Genomic DNA, 14,335 nt, shown 5'->3' on the forward strand with positions numbered 1-14,335 from the left:
ATAGTGGCTGGGGTGGCAACTGGGGGTGGCCTGGCTGGAATTGGAATAAATTTGGCTGGGGAGTCTGGGGGAAACCTGGCTGGGGTTGGCACCATGGCTGGAGATCTGATGAGCGTTATGACGATGATGATGATTAATTAGTTTTTTGAGAGCTGCTTATCCTAATAGGATTGGCAGCTTATTTCGTTGGCTAGGATGATCTTTTCCGGTGAATATCAGTCTTTCTATTTGCGATAATCTATGGTGGTATTATCTAGATTAAGTAAGTAAATACTACTGTTGGAGGTGTTTTTTAATGGGCAATGCAATTTGGTTTCTAATTATCGGGGCGGTGGCTGGCTGGGCTGCAGGAAAACTAATGCGAGGCCATGGTTTTGGGTTGTGGGTTGATATTATTGTCGGTGTAGCTGGCGCATTCATTGGTGGATTCGCACTTTCTTTAATCGGTTTTGCTCAGTATGGTGTTATTGGTCAGCTTATTACAAGCATAATCGGAGCTGCGATTCTATTATGGTTTATCCGCTTATTTAGCGGTAACCCGGCTAAAACATAACCGTGCATCCAACCTGTTCCGGCCGCCCAATGGGTGGCTTTTTTTTGAGTTTAAGTAGATAATTTACAATATTTAATTCATATTTGATTTTTCAAAGAAATTTCCAATGCTAATTACCGATAATAGTTTAAAGAACATATTATTGGCAGGAAAGGGAGCGATATGTGATATGGCGATATCATCCATTGGTCAAGCTAGCAGTGTTCAGCTAAGTCAAACCAGTAGCCAGGATGAAACAAAAACCCTGGAACAAGAAAAACAAGCCCTGCAGAAGGAAATAAATGAAATAAATCAGGACAAAAAGACCTCCGAAACAGAAAAGCAAAAGAAGATCCAGGTAATCCAGGCCCAGATTCAAACTATTGAGGTGCAAATACAGCAGCTAAAACAGAAAAAGACAGAGGCTCAGCCATCTAGTTCAACACAGAGCAATACTGTTAACAAGCAAGACCTTATTCGTCAAAAAGTGGATATAGAAGTGTAGACGAGCATAATAAAAACATTCGGATTACGTTAAGCGCAATCCGAATGTTTTTATTATGCTCAGAGGCGGTAGATCAGGTGGAAATATTTAAAAAATCTGTGACTGCAGGCCAGGGATTTGTTAGAATAAGGATATAGTAAATAGAATAGGGAGAACAAGGATCTCGGATATAAGTATTGGGGGAGGCCGCCGCTATGCTGGAGAAGGTGGACTTGAAGAAGAAGCTTGGCAAAGTTGAGTATAAAGAGCTGATTGATGAATTGCGTGAACGGCTGGGGGCGTTACAGCGGCAGGCCCGGGATTTAGGGATTCCGGTCTTAATCCTCTTTGAGGGCTGGGATGCAGCAGGTAAAGGAACCCTGATTAATGAGCTGATTCTATCGCTTGATCCGCGGGGGTTTAATGTCTACTCTATCGGGGAACCCAATGAAGATGCCGTGAGGCGGCCCTACTTCTGGCGATTCTGGAATAAAACGCCCCAGTGCGGGCGGATCGTAATCCTGGACCGAAGCTGGTACACAAAAATTTTAGCTGACAGAGTGGCAAATGGGGCTGGCGCGCATGGCCTGCAAGACGCATTTCATGACAGCCTTTCGTTTGAGCGGCAGCTATCAGATGATGGGACGCTAATCATTAAGCTATTTCTGCATATTAGCGAACGAGAACAACGGAAACGGCTGGAGAAACTGGAACAAGACCCGGCTACTGCCTGGCGGGTAACCGAGACTGACTGGGAGCATCATCGGCAATATAATAAATTTTTGCGGGCAATCGAAGAGATGATGCAGCAGACTGATGCCGAATGTGCTGCATGGACCATTATTGAAGCCCATGACCGGAGATATGCTACCCTAAAAATCATTGCTACTGTTATCGGGGCCCTGGAAAAACGATTGGCGGCTGTTTCATCTGCAGCCAATCTGGAAAAGAAAATACCGCTTGAGACGCCGCCGGCCGCATCAGCGCTGCCGAAGATATTTGCCTCATCCATTCTCGCCGGGGTTAACCTGACAAAAACCCTTAAGGATGCGGAGTATGAAAACTCGATGAAGTTTTACCAGACCAGAGTGAGGGAACTGGAGCATATTATTTATAGCAAACGAATCCCGGTGATTATTGCGTTTGAAGGCTGGGATGCTGCCGGCAAAGGCGGTGCCATCCGCCGTCTTACCCAGGATATGGACCCCCGCGGCTATACTGTTATTCCAACCGGCGCGCCAACGTTTGAAGAAAAAGCGCATCACTATTTGTGGCGTTTCTGGCGTAATGTCCCTAAGACAGGTCATATTGCAATTTTTGATCGCAGCTGGTATGGGCGGGTTCTGGTTGAACGGGTAGAAGGCTATTGTCAGGAAAAAGAATGGCGGCGAGCGTACAAAGAGATCAATGAAATGGAAGCGCAGTGGGTCAGTTTTGGCGCAGTACTGATAAAATTCTGGCTGCATATTGATAAAGACGAACAGCAACGCCGTTTTGAAGAACGATTGGCTAACCCGGGAAAACAGTGGAAAATTACCGGTGAAGACTGGCGCAACCGGGAACAGTGGGAGTTGTATGAGCATGCTGTTGACGAAATGTTTTTTCGCACAAGCACAACCTATGCCCCCTGGACCCTGGTAGAAGCTAATTCTAAAGAGTATGCCAGGAAAAAGGTTATTCAGACTGTGATAGAGGCTATTGAAAGCAAGATTTAGGGAAAAAAAGACCGGGATGCAGTTGCATCCCGGTACCTTGTTATCGCTGTTGTCTTTTATCACGATTCTTAAATTTTTCCCACAAAAAGCGTCCGGCCATAAATACTGCGCCTAACAAAATCACATTAAACAACATTCCCATAATGGAGGCAAACATGCCTGAGTTGCCAAAACCGAACATACCGCCAAGCATACTGCCTAAGAGCATGCCGCCGCCCAGGAGACCTGCGGTACGCAGAAAGCCACCGCCGCTTTGTTGTTGCGCAGGCTGGGAATTAGGTTTTGCCGCCGCCGCCGGAGTTTTGTCGCCATAACTCTGAGCCGGAGCCGAGGGTTTATAGTCACTGGTAGTATCTTTAGCAGGTGCTGCCTGATTTGTAGATGGTCGAGGCGCCGGCGAAGAGGATCTAGATTTAGAGCCGCTCACCGCAGCAAAACTTACAGTAGTAAATGCAAACATAAACAGAACCGTTAAGATTAATAGTTTTTTCATATTATTCCTCCTTGTGGGTTTTAACATCTTCAGGGAAAGTAAAGATTTCAGCTAAATTAGGCAGTTCACCGGATAAATACCGGTCAATATCATGGACATCAATATAAAATGTACAGGCTACTTCCAGATAGCCTTGTTCTTTGGCTTGGCTGAGGTCTCTGATGGCAATCAGACGTTCACGGAGTGCTGAGCAGTCCTGGTGTGAGGCTGTTACATTGAGGGTTGCGAGTGGGATACCATACTCCCGTAAAACATCTTGCAAGCTCATTCTTTCTGACATTAATTAATCACTCACCTTGTCATATTTTGTCTTTCGAAGAGGGGCTCGACACAACCAATGTAATATGAAAATGAAAAAAAGTCAAGATAAATCAAACTTTTTTCGGATATTTAGTTACAGATGACGGGTGACAATAATCCTTGTATAATAGAAAAAAGACTATTTTGATTAGGTAAGTGAGGTAAATAATTTGCGTAAATTTGTCAAGGTTAATGAAACTGTCATCACCCCGCTTGAGCCGCGCCGGGTCGATATACTGGGCAATGAATGTCTGCTTGATGTTCGATTTGTCGAGAGCCATAGCGAAACAGGCAACTGGCTTTATGAATATGAGGTAATTGGAGAAGTAGGTAAAGTTGAGCGGTTTCTTAATAGGCTGCGGGACATTGAACGAAAGAGGGATGTTCGGTGAATTAACTGCACATATGGCCATGCCTGTGTAACCACCACCTGGCTGCCGGTACGCAGACAATGAGGATAAACAGTAGGCGGAAGAGTTGAAATGCCACAACTGTGGGAAGATCAGCATTAGCTGTCAGGGCGATCAGCCCCATTTCGGACATCCCGCCAGGGGCCATACTTATAAAGGTTGTAATCAATGACATTGAGTAGAAATGTGAAATGATAAAAGCAACTCCCAGGAGCGATAGAATTACTGCCAATACACTGAAAAAACTTGATACGGCAATCCGTCGCCAGTTGGGCAGGCTGCTGAAATCAACATCAATGCCCATGCGAATGCCTATTACGATTTGCGCCAGAGAAATGACCTCAGAGGGTAACGTGGGAGCATGAACACCGGCTAATACTAGGAGTGCTGTGCCGAGGATCGGCGCAATTACATATGTATTAGAAAGATGAATCCGAGTGGCAAGTTTTAGTAATACCAGGATAGTCACTGCAAAAACAACCAGTACCGGAATGTCACCAGGGCTGATGGGTGATGTCAGCCGGCTGGCGGTGGTAACTTTGTCAGCAATCCCGTGTAATGCCAGCAGTGGAACCATAAATACAACAGTAATTACACGAACTGTTTGCATCAGGGTGACTACCGAGACATCAGTGCCGTCGGTTTCTTCACAAATAATTGACATCTGAGATAACCCGCCAGGTATGCTGCCAATGACACTGTTAGCAATACCAATACCTACATAACGGTTGGAGATATAACCTGTAACCAGGCAAAGCGTAATCAGGATTAAGGTAATTGCCAGCATTAATGGTAATTGATAAAGAACCTGATGGGCAACTGTTGGTGTGAAAGGGCTGCCCATCACATAGCCCAGAAATACCATGCCGATATTGCGAAACTTTTTCGGCCAATAAACCTCTTTTCTGGCAAAGGTTTTCCAAAGCATGGCCACAACCAGCGGTCCTAATGTCCAGGGTAACGGGACATGACTTATACTAAATAAGTAGCCGCCCAGAACGGCAAGCAAGAATAGTCGCAGCGATTGCTTATACATAATTCACCTTTTTTGAATGTAATGAATATATATTACCACTTTTAATCTAAAAGTAGAAATACGACAGGACCTGAAGAAAGCAGGTTCTGTCGTATTTAACAGCGTATTACTTAGAGAAGCAGCCGTTTAGAAAGGAATTATTCCAATAGCCAGTGAGAGAGCCAGCATCACTAAAGAGGTGCCGATTGCCCATAACAGGGTGTACTTCTGGAAATCACCAAACTCGACCCCGTTCAAACCTACCAGGAGGTAGGTTGATGCAACCAGCGGGCTTAGCAGATGTGCGCCCTGGCCAATTAAGGAAGCGCGGGCAATCTCAGCCGGGGTGATGCCGTAGGTTGCCGCAGTCTTAACCAGGACAGGTATTACACCGAAGTAGAAGGCATCATTTGTCAGGAAGAAGGTAAAGGGCAGGCTGGCTAAAGCCGTAATCAGGGCCAAATGTGGTCCCATAGAGGCTGGAATGACTGATACCAGTGAGTTGGCCATAGCATCAACCATCTTGGTGCCAGACATGATGCCCATGAAAATACCGGCTGCGAAAACCATGGCTATAACCGGCAATGCATTGGCAGCATGGGTTGCAATACGAGCCTGCTGGTCTTTGAGCTTGGGATAGTTAATAATCAAAACAAGGGAAGTTCCGATCATAAACAGGACATTGAGGGGTAGCACCTCTTTAACTAAAGCGGCCATCAGGATAACAGTTATACTCAGGTTAACCCAAAATAGGTGTGGGCGTTTGAGCTTTTCGGCTTCGATGTCAACAGCGGCAGTTGCCGTTTCGGCAATTACATCATGCATCTGCAGTGTTCCCAGCCGGGCCCGTTCTTTTAATCCAATACGGTAGGCCACAAACAGTACCCAGATGGTGCCGGCAATCATCGCCGGAATCAAAGGCACAAATACATCAGCAGCCTCCAGGTTTAACGCACTCATGACCCTGCCGGTAGGGCCGCCCCACGGCAGGATATTCATAACACCATTCTGCATGATTGCCATGGCTGGCAAAACCATGGGGTGAATACCCAGACGGCGGTGAACGGCCAGCATCGCGGAACAAGTAATCATGTAGGTGGTCGAGCCATCACCATCAAGTGAAACGATACCTGCTAAAACGGCTGTACCAACAATAACTTTCATAGGGTCACCTTTTACGGCTCTTAAAATCTTGTTGATCAATGGATCAAATAAGCCGGCATCAATCATAACACCGAAATAAAGTATGGCAAAACAAATCATGATTCCTGTAGGGGCAACTTTTTTGATTCCATCAAGCGACATTGCACCAAGGTTAGGTCCAAAGCCAAGGATGATGCCAAAGGCCAGTGGCACTAGCATTAGAGCGGTCATGGCCGAAAGACGTTTGGTCATAATGAGGTACATAAAGACGATTACCATTAAGAATCCCATTAATGCGAGCATGGATTGATCTCCCTTCCTGACTAAAAATTACGACAATTTCTAACATGTACGAATCTGAGTATAGATTACTACCGTCTATAAGTAAAATTCAAACTCGTGATGGCTGGTTATCAAAATTATTGATATATTCCATGTATTATAACAACACTCCACCGCCAGTGCCTGACCTTCGCTTTGACCAACACACCACACACCTGAAAAATACTTTAGCGCATTGGATATAGTTTTTCTCAGAGAAAAGGCAATATGCTTATGCGAAGGAAGTTCACATGAGCATATTGCCTTTTATTGACGGGGGAGAATGAGGTTAAGGAAGTCCATATTTTTAACAAATTGAACAAATGCGCTGACGATGTTCATTTCCAGCAATTCTTCGTGGTAGAGCATCCAGGTTCGGCGCAGTATCGGATTACCCTCCTTATCGGTGAGGATGATCTTATGCAGGTGTTCAATGTTACTAACAATGAGTGAGGGCATAATGGCATAGCCCAGGCCGCTTACCACCATCTCTTTGCAGGTAGAGAGCTTGTCTACTTCCATGCTGATAGAGGGAGGCTCAGCGAAGTTTTCCCGCCACCATTTGTCAATCATTGCTTTAATTAATGAATCAGTCTGGTAGTTAATTCGTGGCAGTTTAGGTAAATCTCTTAGCTCTAACGGGCTGGCTGATGCAATACAAACAGGTTCCTCAAATAATAGATGCCGCTGGTTTTGCCAGCCATAATCTGAACTGACAAAACCGACATGAATATCCTGGTTATGCACCAGATTAAAGACATCGCGGCTCCAGCTTGTCGTTACTTTAAACTCAACATGCGGGTGTTCCTGTTTAAAGCACTTTAACAGGCGCGGCAGCATGTACATGGTAAAGTAGCTGGAGGCTCCCAGGCGTAGTGTTCCGGCTACGCTGCTATTCATATCTGTGACATGCTCTTTAATTCTCCGCAGATTAAAAAGCATGTCGGTAGATGACTTTGCTAAGTATTCGCCCTGAGGAGTAAAATGTACCCCTTTGCTGGTACGGTAAACAATTTTAATACCGAACTCTTCTTCGATATTTCTGAGTCTTGCTGTCAGCGCCGGCTGAGATATAAATAATGCCTGGGCAGTTTTAGTAATATTCTTTTGCTCATAAAGAGCCTGTAAAATGAGCCAGTCCCGGTCTTCCATGGTCATCCTCCTCAATGTGCTGTATTTGCTATGTACGCCGTCAGTATACCAGTCTCCTGTTTAGCAGGGAAACTTGTTGTGGCTGATATCCAAATATGTTATGGCTTTCAATCGTGTATATGTATTGTTGTTATTTCAGAATATTAGTTATAATATGCCATAGTTAGATTGTCAATCACGGGGAGGAGATTTAGTATGCCTAAACTGCTGAAAGCGGCGCAAGCCGGCAGCGTAGAATCGACAGATATCCTGATCATGGTGGCTCCTGCTGAGACTGGGGCTGGAATAAAGATTGAACTGGTCAGTCCCACTGTCCAGCAATACGGCGAGCAGATTAAAAACGTAATTGTTAGCACACTTATTGCCCACGGTATTGAAGATGCTACTGTGCATGCCAACGATAAAGGCGCCTTGAATTTTACAATTGAAGCACGGGTAACAACAGCAATCAGCCGGGCGCTGAGCTAAGGAGGAGAAAGTTATGGAGAAAACATTACGCCGCGCGATGATGTTTATGCCGGGAAATAATCCATCCATGCTGCAGAATGCAGGTATTTACGGCGCTGATACTGTAATCTTTGACCTGGAAGATGCGGTAGCGATCAGCGAAAAAGATGCAGCCCGGCACCTTGTGCATAACGCGATTAAGTATTTTAACTATCCCTGTGAAGTGGCAATACGTATTAATCATATTCAGACACCTTATGGCGTGGATGACTTAAAGGTAGTACTTGCGGCTAAACCGGATCTAATCCGGTTGCCCAAAGCGGAGTCACCCCGTGATATTGAAGAGGTTGACGCAATCATCAGTGAAGCAGAAATCCGTTATAACTTTGCGCCTGGTTCAATTAATATGATGGCTGCTGTTGAAACCGCCAAGGGGCTGCGCAATGCCTATGAGATTGCTACCGCCAGTCCGCGGATGGTGGCACTGGCCATTGGTGGCGAAGACTTTATCGCTGACCTAAAAACTACCCGCAGCAAAGATGGCAAGGAACTGTTTGTGCCCAGATCGCAGCTCTTGCTGGCAGCCCGTGCAGCCGGTATTGATGCCATTGACACTGTGTTTTCCGATATTAATGATGAAGAGACTTTTGTTGCTGAAGTTAACATGATCAAACAGCTTGGGTTTGATGGCAAATCAGTGATAAATCCACGGCAAGTCCGGATTGTGCATCAGATCTTTACCCCGACGGAAAAAGAAATTGCTCATGCCGAGCGGGTTATTGCAGCCTACAATGCGGCCATTGAACGCAATTCAGGGGTTATCAACCTGGATGGGAAGATGATTGACACACCAATGGTGCTGCGGGCTGAGCGGGTGCTGGCCTACGCCAAGTCGGTTAAAAAGTAACAGGGAGGCTTAAGTCATGATTAATGCGGCTGGAAGAATTATTCCGGATCAAATAACAGGGGTGGCTGATGTCCGCCCTTATGCCGGACCATTTGCTACAATTCCCACAGGGCGGATGGTTGGGCCTAAAATTCGTGTTAACAAACCTAAATCAGAGAAGATCGTAAAATCAATTGAACAAGCCATCGAAGCGGCCGGCTTGAAGGATGGCATGACAATTTCCTTTCATCACCATTTCCGCAATGGTGATTATGTGCTTAATCTGGTTGTTGCAGCCATTGCCCAAAAAGGTATTAAAGGCCTGACGCTTGCCCCAAGCTCACTTAATGATATTAACGAAGCCATAATTCCCTTTATTGAACAGGGAATTATTACAGCGATTGAGACAAGTGGCGGGCGTGGTAAACTAGGTAGGCTTATGACTTCAGGCCAGCTGGCTAAACCGGTTGTAATCCGGTCTCATGGCGGCCGGGCCCGCGCTATCGAAGCCGGCGATCTTAAGATTGATGTGGCTTTTATCGGTGCTCCCTGTTGTGACAGCTATGGCAATATGAATGGGATTAATGGCCGCTCGGCCTGCGGTTCTATGGGGTATGCCATGGTGGATGCCGCCTATGCTGAAAAAGTTGTGGCTATTACCGATAATCTTGTGCCACATCCGGTATACCCTATCAGTATCCCGCAAACACAGGTCGATTTCATCGTAGTGCTTGACAGCATCGGCGATCCCCAGGGTATCGCTTCGGGCGCACTCCGAATCAGCCGTGATCCGCGTGAACTGCTGATCGCCGAGTATGCTACCGGTGTTATTGAGCATTCGGGGTACTTTAAAGAGGGCTGGTCGCTGCAACTTGGCAGTGGCGGGGCCTCATTGGCGGCTGCTAAGTTTATTAAGGAGAAAATGCTGGCTCAGGGGATTGCTGCCAGCTTTGGTGTTGGCGGCATTACTGCACCATTTGTTGATATGCTGGAGCAGGGACTTATTAAAACAATATTTGATGTTCAGGATTTTGATCTCCCTTCGATCGAATCTTTGAAGAATAATCCCAACCATCTCGAAATGTCAGCCTCATATTATGCTAATCCTCATAATGGCGGGCCTATTGTCAATAACCTGGATGTGGTTATTTTGAGCGCGACTGAGGTGGATGTTGATTTTAATGTTAATGTTATTACTGACTCCAATGGCGTGATCATGGGGGCATCTGGCGGTCACTCTGATACTGCTGCAGGCGCTAATCTGGCCATTGTTGTTGCGCCGCTGTTGCGGGGCCGGTTGCCGATGGTGCTGGACAAGGTTAATACAATTGTTACTCCCGGGGAAACGGTTGACGTTATCGTCACCGAACGCGGGATTGCGGTTAATCCGCGACGGACAGACCTTATTGACAATTTCAAAGGTACCGGTTTACCTGTTATGAGTATTCATGACCTGCAAAGGTTAGCCTATGATATGGCTGGTAAGCCTGAAACAATTGCCGTTAGCGATGAGGTTGTGGCTGTTGTTGAGTATCGTGATGGTACGATTATTGATGTTGTGCGGAAACCGTTATAGAAATGGCATAGGTAATTTCTATTTTGGGAAAAGTATGGTAAAATTGGATAGAGAATGACAGAGGGAGATGGAACAGAGCCTTGGATCAAGTAACCTTAGAGGCGATTCTGGCTGCTAAAGAACGGCTGGCTTTCCTTCAGGCTGAAATTAGAAGCGAGTATCAATTGCCTGTAGTCAGCTTTACCACCAACATCCCCGGCATTGTCAAAAACAGCGCCATTATCCAAAAGCTGCTGCAGGCAGCGGTTGACCGTTTCCGGATTGCTGCCCGGGACTGTAGCTTTAGCATTGTGGAAGAGCGCTTTATTTATCCGCTGACCGGGCCGACGGCTATTCTGGCTGTTGACGGCGATGCAGATAAGCTTAAACAGGCGTGTATGGCTATTGAGGAGTCCGGTTTTTATACAAGGCTGTTTGACATTGATGTATTTGATGCTACCGGCCGGCAGATCGCCCGCAGCAGTCTGGGACACCCGGAACGTTCCTGCTTTTTGTGCAATCAGCCGGCCGTATTGTGTCGGCGGCTAGGCCGGCACAGCAGTACGGAGATCGGTGATAACGTTGCCTGGCGGTTAAGTGCTTTTTCTGCTGCTGTTACGAATCCCTGGCCGGCAATTGTCTGGAATATAGGGTCATGGGCGATTGAAGCCATGCTGATGGAAGCCGCGTGTACACCGGCTCCGGGGTTGGTAGACCGTGATAATGCCGGTGCCCATCAGGACATGGATTTTTTTAGTTTTCTGATGAGCAGCAGCGCGCTGGCAGGCAGTATGTTCCGCTGCGCAGCTGCCGGGTGGGGGCACCAGGGAACGCCTGCGGCGTTACTGTCTGTACTGCGCTGGATCGGCCAGGATGGTGAGCAGCAAATGCTGCAGGCCACCGGCGGGGTTAATACGCAGAAAGGACTGCTGTTTTTGCTTGGTATTCTTACCGCTGCGACCACTTACACCTTACAGCAGTCGTCTGGTACCACTGCCGATCAAATACTGGACACCGCAGCTGCCATGACCAGCGGTCTTGTGGCGCGTGAACTGGCCATACTTAAAATAGGACAAGCAAACGTCAGGCTGACAGCCGGTGAAAAATTATATGTTAAATATGGTGTCACCGGTATCCGTGGTGAAATAGAAGCAGGTGTACCCAGCATAAGAGTGCAGGGACTGCCGGTATTGAAGGCCGCGTTAGGACAGGGACTGTCACTCAATGATGCCCTGGTACATACGCTTTTGAGTTTGATGACAGTTGTCCAGGATACCACGATTTTAAATCGTCATGGCATGGAGATTTTAGATGAGGTTCAAGACCATGCCCGGGTGATCATCGATCAAGGCGGTATGCTGACAACTGCCGGCAGGGCACAGATTGGTGCGCTTGATACAGCCTTTATTGAACGTAATATTAGTCCCGGCGGTGTTGCCGACTTATTAGCTGCCACATATTTCCTATATTTGGTTGAGACTAACAATAAAAAATAAAGTGTTATGGGAAGGAGCTAAACAATGAATAATAATCAACCTGTAAAAATTGTGGAGACAGTCCTGCGGGACGGTCACCAGTCGCTTGCCGCCACACGTATGCGTATTACCGACATGATCCCTATGCTGGAACAACTTGACGAGGCTGGTTTTCACGCGCTTGAGGGCTGGGGCGGCGCAACTTTTGACAGCTGTCTGCGCTTTTTGGGGGAGGATCCCTGGGAACGTCTGCGCACCCTGAAACAATATCTAAAAAAGACCCCTATTCAAATGCTTTTACGCGGGCAAAATGTTCTCGGCTATAATCATTATGCCGACGATGTTGTACGTGAGTTTGTTAACCGGGCTGTTGATAACGGTGTAGGCATTATCCGGATTTTTGACGCATTAAATGATGTGCGTAATCTGGAAGTAGCTATGAAAGCATCGAAAGCAGCCGGCGCGCATGTGCAGGGAGCGTTTGTTTACACCATCAGCCCCTACCACAATCAGGAAAGCTTCCTCAAAGTGGCTAAGGAGTTGGTTGAACTTGGTGCAGATTCCATCTGTATTAAAGACATGTCCGGTCTTTTAGCGCCATATGCGGCTTATGATCTGGTTAAAGCACTTAAAGCAGATATTACTATTCCGATTCAACTACATACGCACTATACCAGCGGCATGGCTTCCATGACTTATCTTAAGGCCATTGAGGCCGGTGTTGATATTGTTGACTGTGCGTTGTCTCCATTTGCCTTAGGTACTTCGCAACCGGCCACCGAGGCAATTGTTGCCACTCTGGAAGGGACTCCGCGTGATACCGGCATTAAGAAAGAAACCCTGTATCCAATTGCTGACCATTTCCGGGCTGTGAAAAAGGAATTGGCCGGAGAATTTAATCTAAATACAGCAATAGATATTGATACTAAGGTGTTGTCCTTCCAGATTCCCGGTGGTATGTTGTCTAATCTCCTGAATCAGATGAAAGAACAGGGGATGGCTGACAAATATCCTGAGCTTTTGGAAGAAATGCCCCGGGTGCGGGCTGAACTTGGCTACCCGCCGCTGGTTACACCAACCAGTCAGATTACCGGTTCTATGGCAGCCTTCAATGTTATGCTGGGGCGTTATAAGATAATCCCCAGAGAGATTAAAGATCTTGTGCGTGGCAAGTATGGCCGTACCCCGGCGCCGATAGACCCTGAATTCAGAAAGATGATCGTTGGCGACGAGCCTGTCATCACTCATCGCCCGGCTGATGATATTGCCCCGCAGATGGATGCACTGCGTCAGGAACTGGCTGAGAAGGGGTACCCTAACGCCTCCACGGAAGATGTATTGTCGTATGCTCTGTTTCCGGAAGTTGCCTTAGGCTTTTTCAGCAAGCATCGCTAGTCACAACGATAAAAGCACTATTTGTTGCTTTCAGCAAATAGTGCTTTTTGCATAGACAGGAAAAAAGAGGACTTTCCTTTGAGGAGGCTGCATATGCCTGAAATAAAGGGGCTGACATGCTCTGCGCTGCTTGAAGCTGTAATGGCTAATGTAGCAGACTGTATTCGTATTGTAGACACCAATCAAAATACTGTGTACTGGAATAACGCCGCCCAGACTATTACTGGTTATTCAGCCGCTGATATGCTGGATAAGCCCTGCTATTTTCTTTTTAGCCACAAGTCACCTGCCTCCACTGGAGAATATTCCGAGACTCAAATAAATTTGCAGTGTAAATCCGGCAAGCAGTTGACGATCAGGATCAAAGGTATTCCTGTTAAAAATGATGCAGGGCAGGTCGTGGCTATTGTTGAAATATTTAATACTGTGGCTGACAGTAGTCTGGAAAAAATTCAGGCCTTGTCCAATTTAGCCTTTAGAGACAGTGTTACTGATTTGCACAGTGCCCAGTATGCTGAGTTAAAGCTGACAAGCTTATTAGAAGAGCTTCGCCGCAGCAGTTTACCCTTTGGTGTGTTGATTTTTCAGATTACGAACCTAAAAGCAATTAATGATAAGCATGGGACAATTGTTGGCGATCAAACGCTTAGATTAATGGCCGAGGTCTTGTCTAACGAAATTTTGCCACCGAATATTGTAAGCCGCTGGCAGAGTGCTGCTTTCTTAGTAACCATCCAAAATACCCGGAAAGGGTTTATTCTGCCGTTTGCCAATAAAATTAAACTGCAGCTTGAACAAACCGTGATTATGAAGATATTCCCTGATCTTGCCGCTGAGATTTGTGTCGCAGGCACAATTGCTACACCTAATGCCTCGGCTAGAGGCCTTTTGTACCGGCTGGCCGGACATATTAAACAAAGCGAGGTAAATAATGGAATATATATGGATATCGAGGGTTGAGCTTGTCGTTTGATGAGCTTAATCTTTATTTCTGTGCAATAATATGTTACAA

15 protein-coding genes are annotated in these 14,335 nt (G+C 46.4%); 10 read left to right on the forward strand and 5 right to left on the reverse strand.

Features of this window, described 5'->3' with window-relative positions; genetic code table 11:
* Nucleotides 1–295: 295 nt before the first annotated feature.
* The 3 genes from VN379_RS01000 (at nucleotide 296) to pap (ending at nucleotide 2,731) form a co-directional block, all read left to right on the forward strand.
* Complete coding sequence (locus tag VN379_RS01000; protein WP_325529895.1) at nucleotides 296–553, forward strand: GlsB/YeaQ/YmgE family stress response membrane protein; 258 nt, start codon at nucleotides 296–298, stop codon at nucleotides 551–553.
* 169 nt (nucleotides 554–722) lie between these two features.
* Nucleotides 723–1,037 (forward strand): FlxA-like family protein, encoded by a 315-nt coding sequence (locus VN379_RS01005; RefSeq protein ID WP_325529897.1) that lies wholly within the window; start codon nucleotides 723–725, stop codon nucleotides 1,035–1,037.
* Nucleotides 1,038–1,231: 194 nt separating this feature from the next.
* Nucleotides 1,232–2,731: a polyphosphate:AMP phosphotransferase gene (pap, locus tag VN379_RS01010; RefSeq protein WP_325529899.1), complete on the forward strand. Its 1,500-nt coding sequence runs from the start codon at nucleotides 1,232–1,234 to the stop codon at nucleotides 2,729–2,731.
* A 40-nt stretch (nucleotides 2,732–2,771) separates the two neighbouring features.
* Here pap and VN379_RS01015 read toward each other — a convergent pair whose 3' ends face one another.
* Nucleotides 2,772–3,224 carry a hypothetical protein gene (locus tag VN379_RS01015; protein WP_325529901.1) on the reverse strand — a complete coding sequence of 151 codons (453 nt, stop codon included), beginning with the start codon at nucleotides 3,222–3,224 and terminating at the stop codon, nucleotides 2,772–2,774.
* A 1-nt stretch (nucleotide 3,225) separates the two neighbouring features.
* Nucleotides 3,226–3,504: a hypothetical protein gene (locus VN379_RS01020; RefSeq protein ID WP_325529903.1), complete on the reverse strand. Its 279-nt coding sequence runs from the start codon at nucleotides 3,502–3,504 to the stop codon at nucleotides 3,226–3,228.
* Nucleotides 3,505–3,694: 190 nt separating this feature from the next.
* On the opposite strand from VN379_RS01020, the gene VN379_RS01025 reads away from it, so the two are divergent.
* A complete protein-coding gene (locus tag VN379_RS01025) occupies nucleotides 3,695–3,916 on the forward strand; it encodes a hypothetical protein (RefSeq protein WP_325529905.1) in 222 nt (73 codons plus the stop codon).
* Between the two features lies 1 nt (nucleotide 3,917).
* On the opposite strand, the gene VN379_RS01030 is transcribed toward VN379_RS01025, so the two are convergent.
* The 3 genes from VN379_RS01030 to VN379_RS01040 form a co-directional block, all read right to left on the reverse strand.
* The gene (locus tag VN379_RS01030; protein ID WP_325529907.1) at nucleotides 3,918–4,970 is read right to left on the reverse strand and encodes an AbrB family transcriptional regulator; all 1,053 of its coding nucleotides are present in this window, start codon (nucleotides 4,968–4,970) and stop codon (nucleotides 3,918–3,920) included.
* A gap of 126 nt (nucleotides 4,971–5,096) precedes the next feature.
* Nucleotides 5,097–6,395 (reverse strand): CitMHS family transporter, encoded by a 1,299-nt coding sequence (locus VN379_RS01035; RefSeq protein WP_325529909.1) that lies wholly within the window; start codon nucleotides 6,393–6,395, stop codon nucleotides 5,097–5,099.
* Nucleotides 6,396–6,680: 285 nt separating this feature from the next.
* Complete coding sequence (locus VN379_RS01040) at nucleotides 6,681–7,565, reverse strand: LysR family transcriptional regulator (RefSeq protein ID WP_325529911.1); 885 nt, start codon at nucleotides 7,563–7,565, stop codon at nucleotides 6,681–6,683.
* A 195-nt stretch (nucleotides 7,566–7,760) separates the two neighbouring features.
* On the opposite strand from VN379_RS01040, the gene citD reads away from it, so the two are divergent.
* From citD to VN379_RS01070, 6 genes are all read left to right on the forward strand, one after another.
* Nucleotides 7,761–8,033 (forward strand): citrate lyase acyl carrier protein, encoded by a 273-nt coding sequence (gene citD / locus VN379_RS01045; RefSeq protein ID WP_325529913.1) that lies wholly within the window; start codon nucleotides 7,761–7,763, stop codon nucleotides 8,031–8,033.
* Nucleotides 8,034–8,046: 13 nt separating this feature from the next.
* Complete coding sequence (locus VN379_RS01050) at nucleotides 8,047–8,919, forward strand: aldolase/citrate lyase family protein (RefSeq protein WP_325529915.1); 873 nt, start codon at nucleotides 8,047–8,049, stop codon at nucleotides 8,917–8,919.
* Between the two features lie 16 nt (nucleotides 8,920–8,935).
* Nucleotides 8,936–10,474 carry a citrate lyase subunit alpha gene (gene citF, locus VN379_RS01055; protein WP_325529917.1) on the forward strand — a complete coding sequence of 513 codons (1,539 nt, stop codon included), beginning with the start codon at nucleotides 8,936–8,938 and terminating at the stop codon, nucleotides 10,472–10,474.
* An 80-nt stretch (nucleotides 10,475–10,554) separates the two neighbouring features.
* Nucleotides 10,555–11,949, forward strand: coding sequence for a triphosphoribosyl-dephospho-CoA synthase CitG (citG, locus tag VN379_RS01060; RefSeq protein ID WP_325529919.1), 1,395 nt, complete (start codon nucleotides 10,555–10,557; stop codon nucleotides 11,947–11,949).
* A gap of 24 nt (nucleotides 11,950–11,973) precedes the next feature.
* Nucleotides 11,974–13,323 (forward strand): pyruvate carboxylase subunit B, encoded by a 1,350-nt coding sequence (locus tag VN379_RS01065; protein ID WP_325529921.1) that lies wholly within the window; start codon nucleotides 11,974–11,976, stop codon nucleotides 13,321–13,323.
* Nucleotides 13,324–13,416: 93 nt separating this feature from the next.
* Nucleotides 13,417–14,283 carry a sensor domain-containing diguanylate cyclase gene (locus tag VN379_RS01070; RefSeq protein WP_325529923.1) on the forward strand — a complete coding sequence of 289 codons (867 nt, stop codon included), beginning with the start codon at nucleotides 13,417–13,419 and terminating at the stop codon, nucleotides 14,281–14,283.
* Nucleotides 14,284–14,335: the final 52 nt, after the last annotated feature.

The organism is Sporomusa sp. (genome assembly GCF_035561255.1).
GTDB lineage: Bacteria > Bacillota > Negativicutes > Sporomusales > Sporomusaceae > Sporomusa.

Coding starts and splice junctions, on each gene's coding strand:
- VN379_RS01000 (WP_325529895.1), top strand. CDS start 296: ATGGGCAATGCAATTTGGTTTCTAATTATCGGGGCGGTGGCTGGCTGG.
- VN379_RS01005 (WP_325529897.1), top strand. CDS start 723: ATGGCGATATCATCCATTGGTCAAGCTAGCAGTGTTCAGCTAAGTCAA.
- pap (WP_325529899.1), top strand. CDS start 1,232: ATGCTGGAGAAGGTGGACTTGAAGAAGAAGCTTGGCAAAGTTGAGTAT.
- VN379_RS01015 (WP_325529901.1), bottom strand. CDS start 3,224: ATGAAAAAACTATTAATCTTAACGGTTCTGTTTATGTTTGCATTTACT.
- VN379_RS01020 (WP_325529903.1), bottom strand. CDS start 3,504: ATGTCAGAAAGAATGAGCTTGCAAGATGTTTTACGGGAGTATGGTATC.
- VN379_RS01030 (WP_325529907.1), bottom strand. CDS start 4,970: ATGTATAAGCAATCGCTGCGACTATTCTTGCTTGCCGTTCTGGGCGGC.
- VN379_RS01035 (WP_325529909.1), bottom strand. CDS start 6,395: ATGCTCGCATTAATGGGATTCTTAATGGTAATCGTCTTTATGTACCTC.
- VN379_RS01040 (WP_325529911.1), bottom strand. CDS start 7,565: ATGGAAGACCGGGACTGGCTCATTTTACAGGCTCTTTATGAGCAAAAG.
- citD (WP_325529913.1), top strand. CDS start 7,761: ATGCCTAAACTGCTGAAAGCGGCGCAAGCCGGCAGCGTAGAATCGACA.
- VN379_RS01050 (WP_325529915.1), top strand. CDS start 8,047: ATGGAGAAAACATTACGCCGCGCGATGATGTTTATGCCGGGAAATAAT.
- citF (WP_325529917.1), top strand. CDS start 8,936: ATGATTAATGCGGCTGGAAGAATTATTCCGGATCAAATAACAGGGGTG.
- VN379_RS01065 (WP_325529921.1), top strand. CDS start 11,974: ATGAATAATAATCAACCTGTAAAAATTGTGGAGACAGTCCTGCGGGAC.
- VN379_RS01070 (WP_325529923.1), top strand. CDS start 13,417: ATGCCTGAAATAAAGGGGCTGACATGCTCTGCGCTGCTTGAAGCTGTA.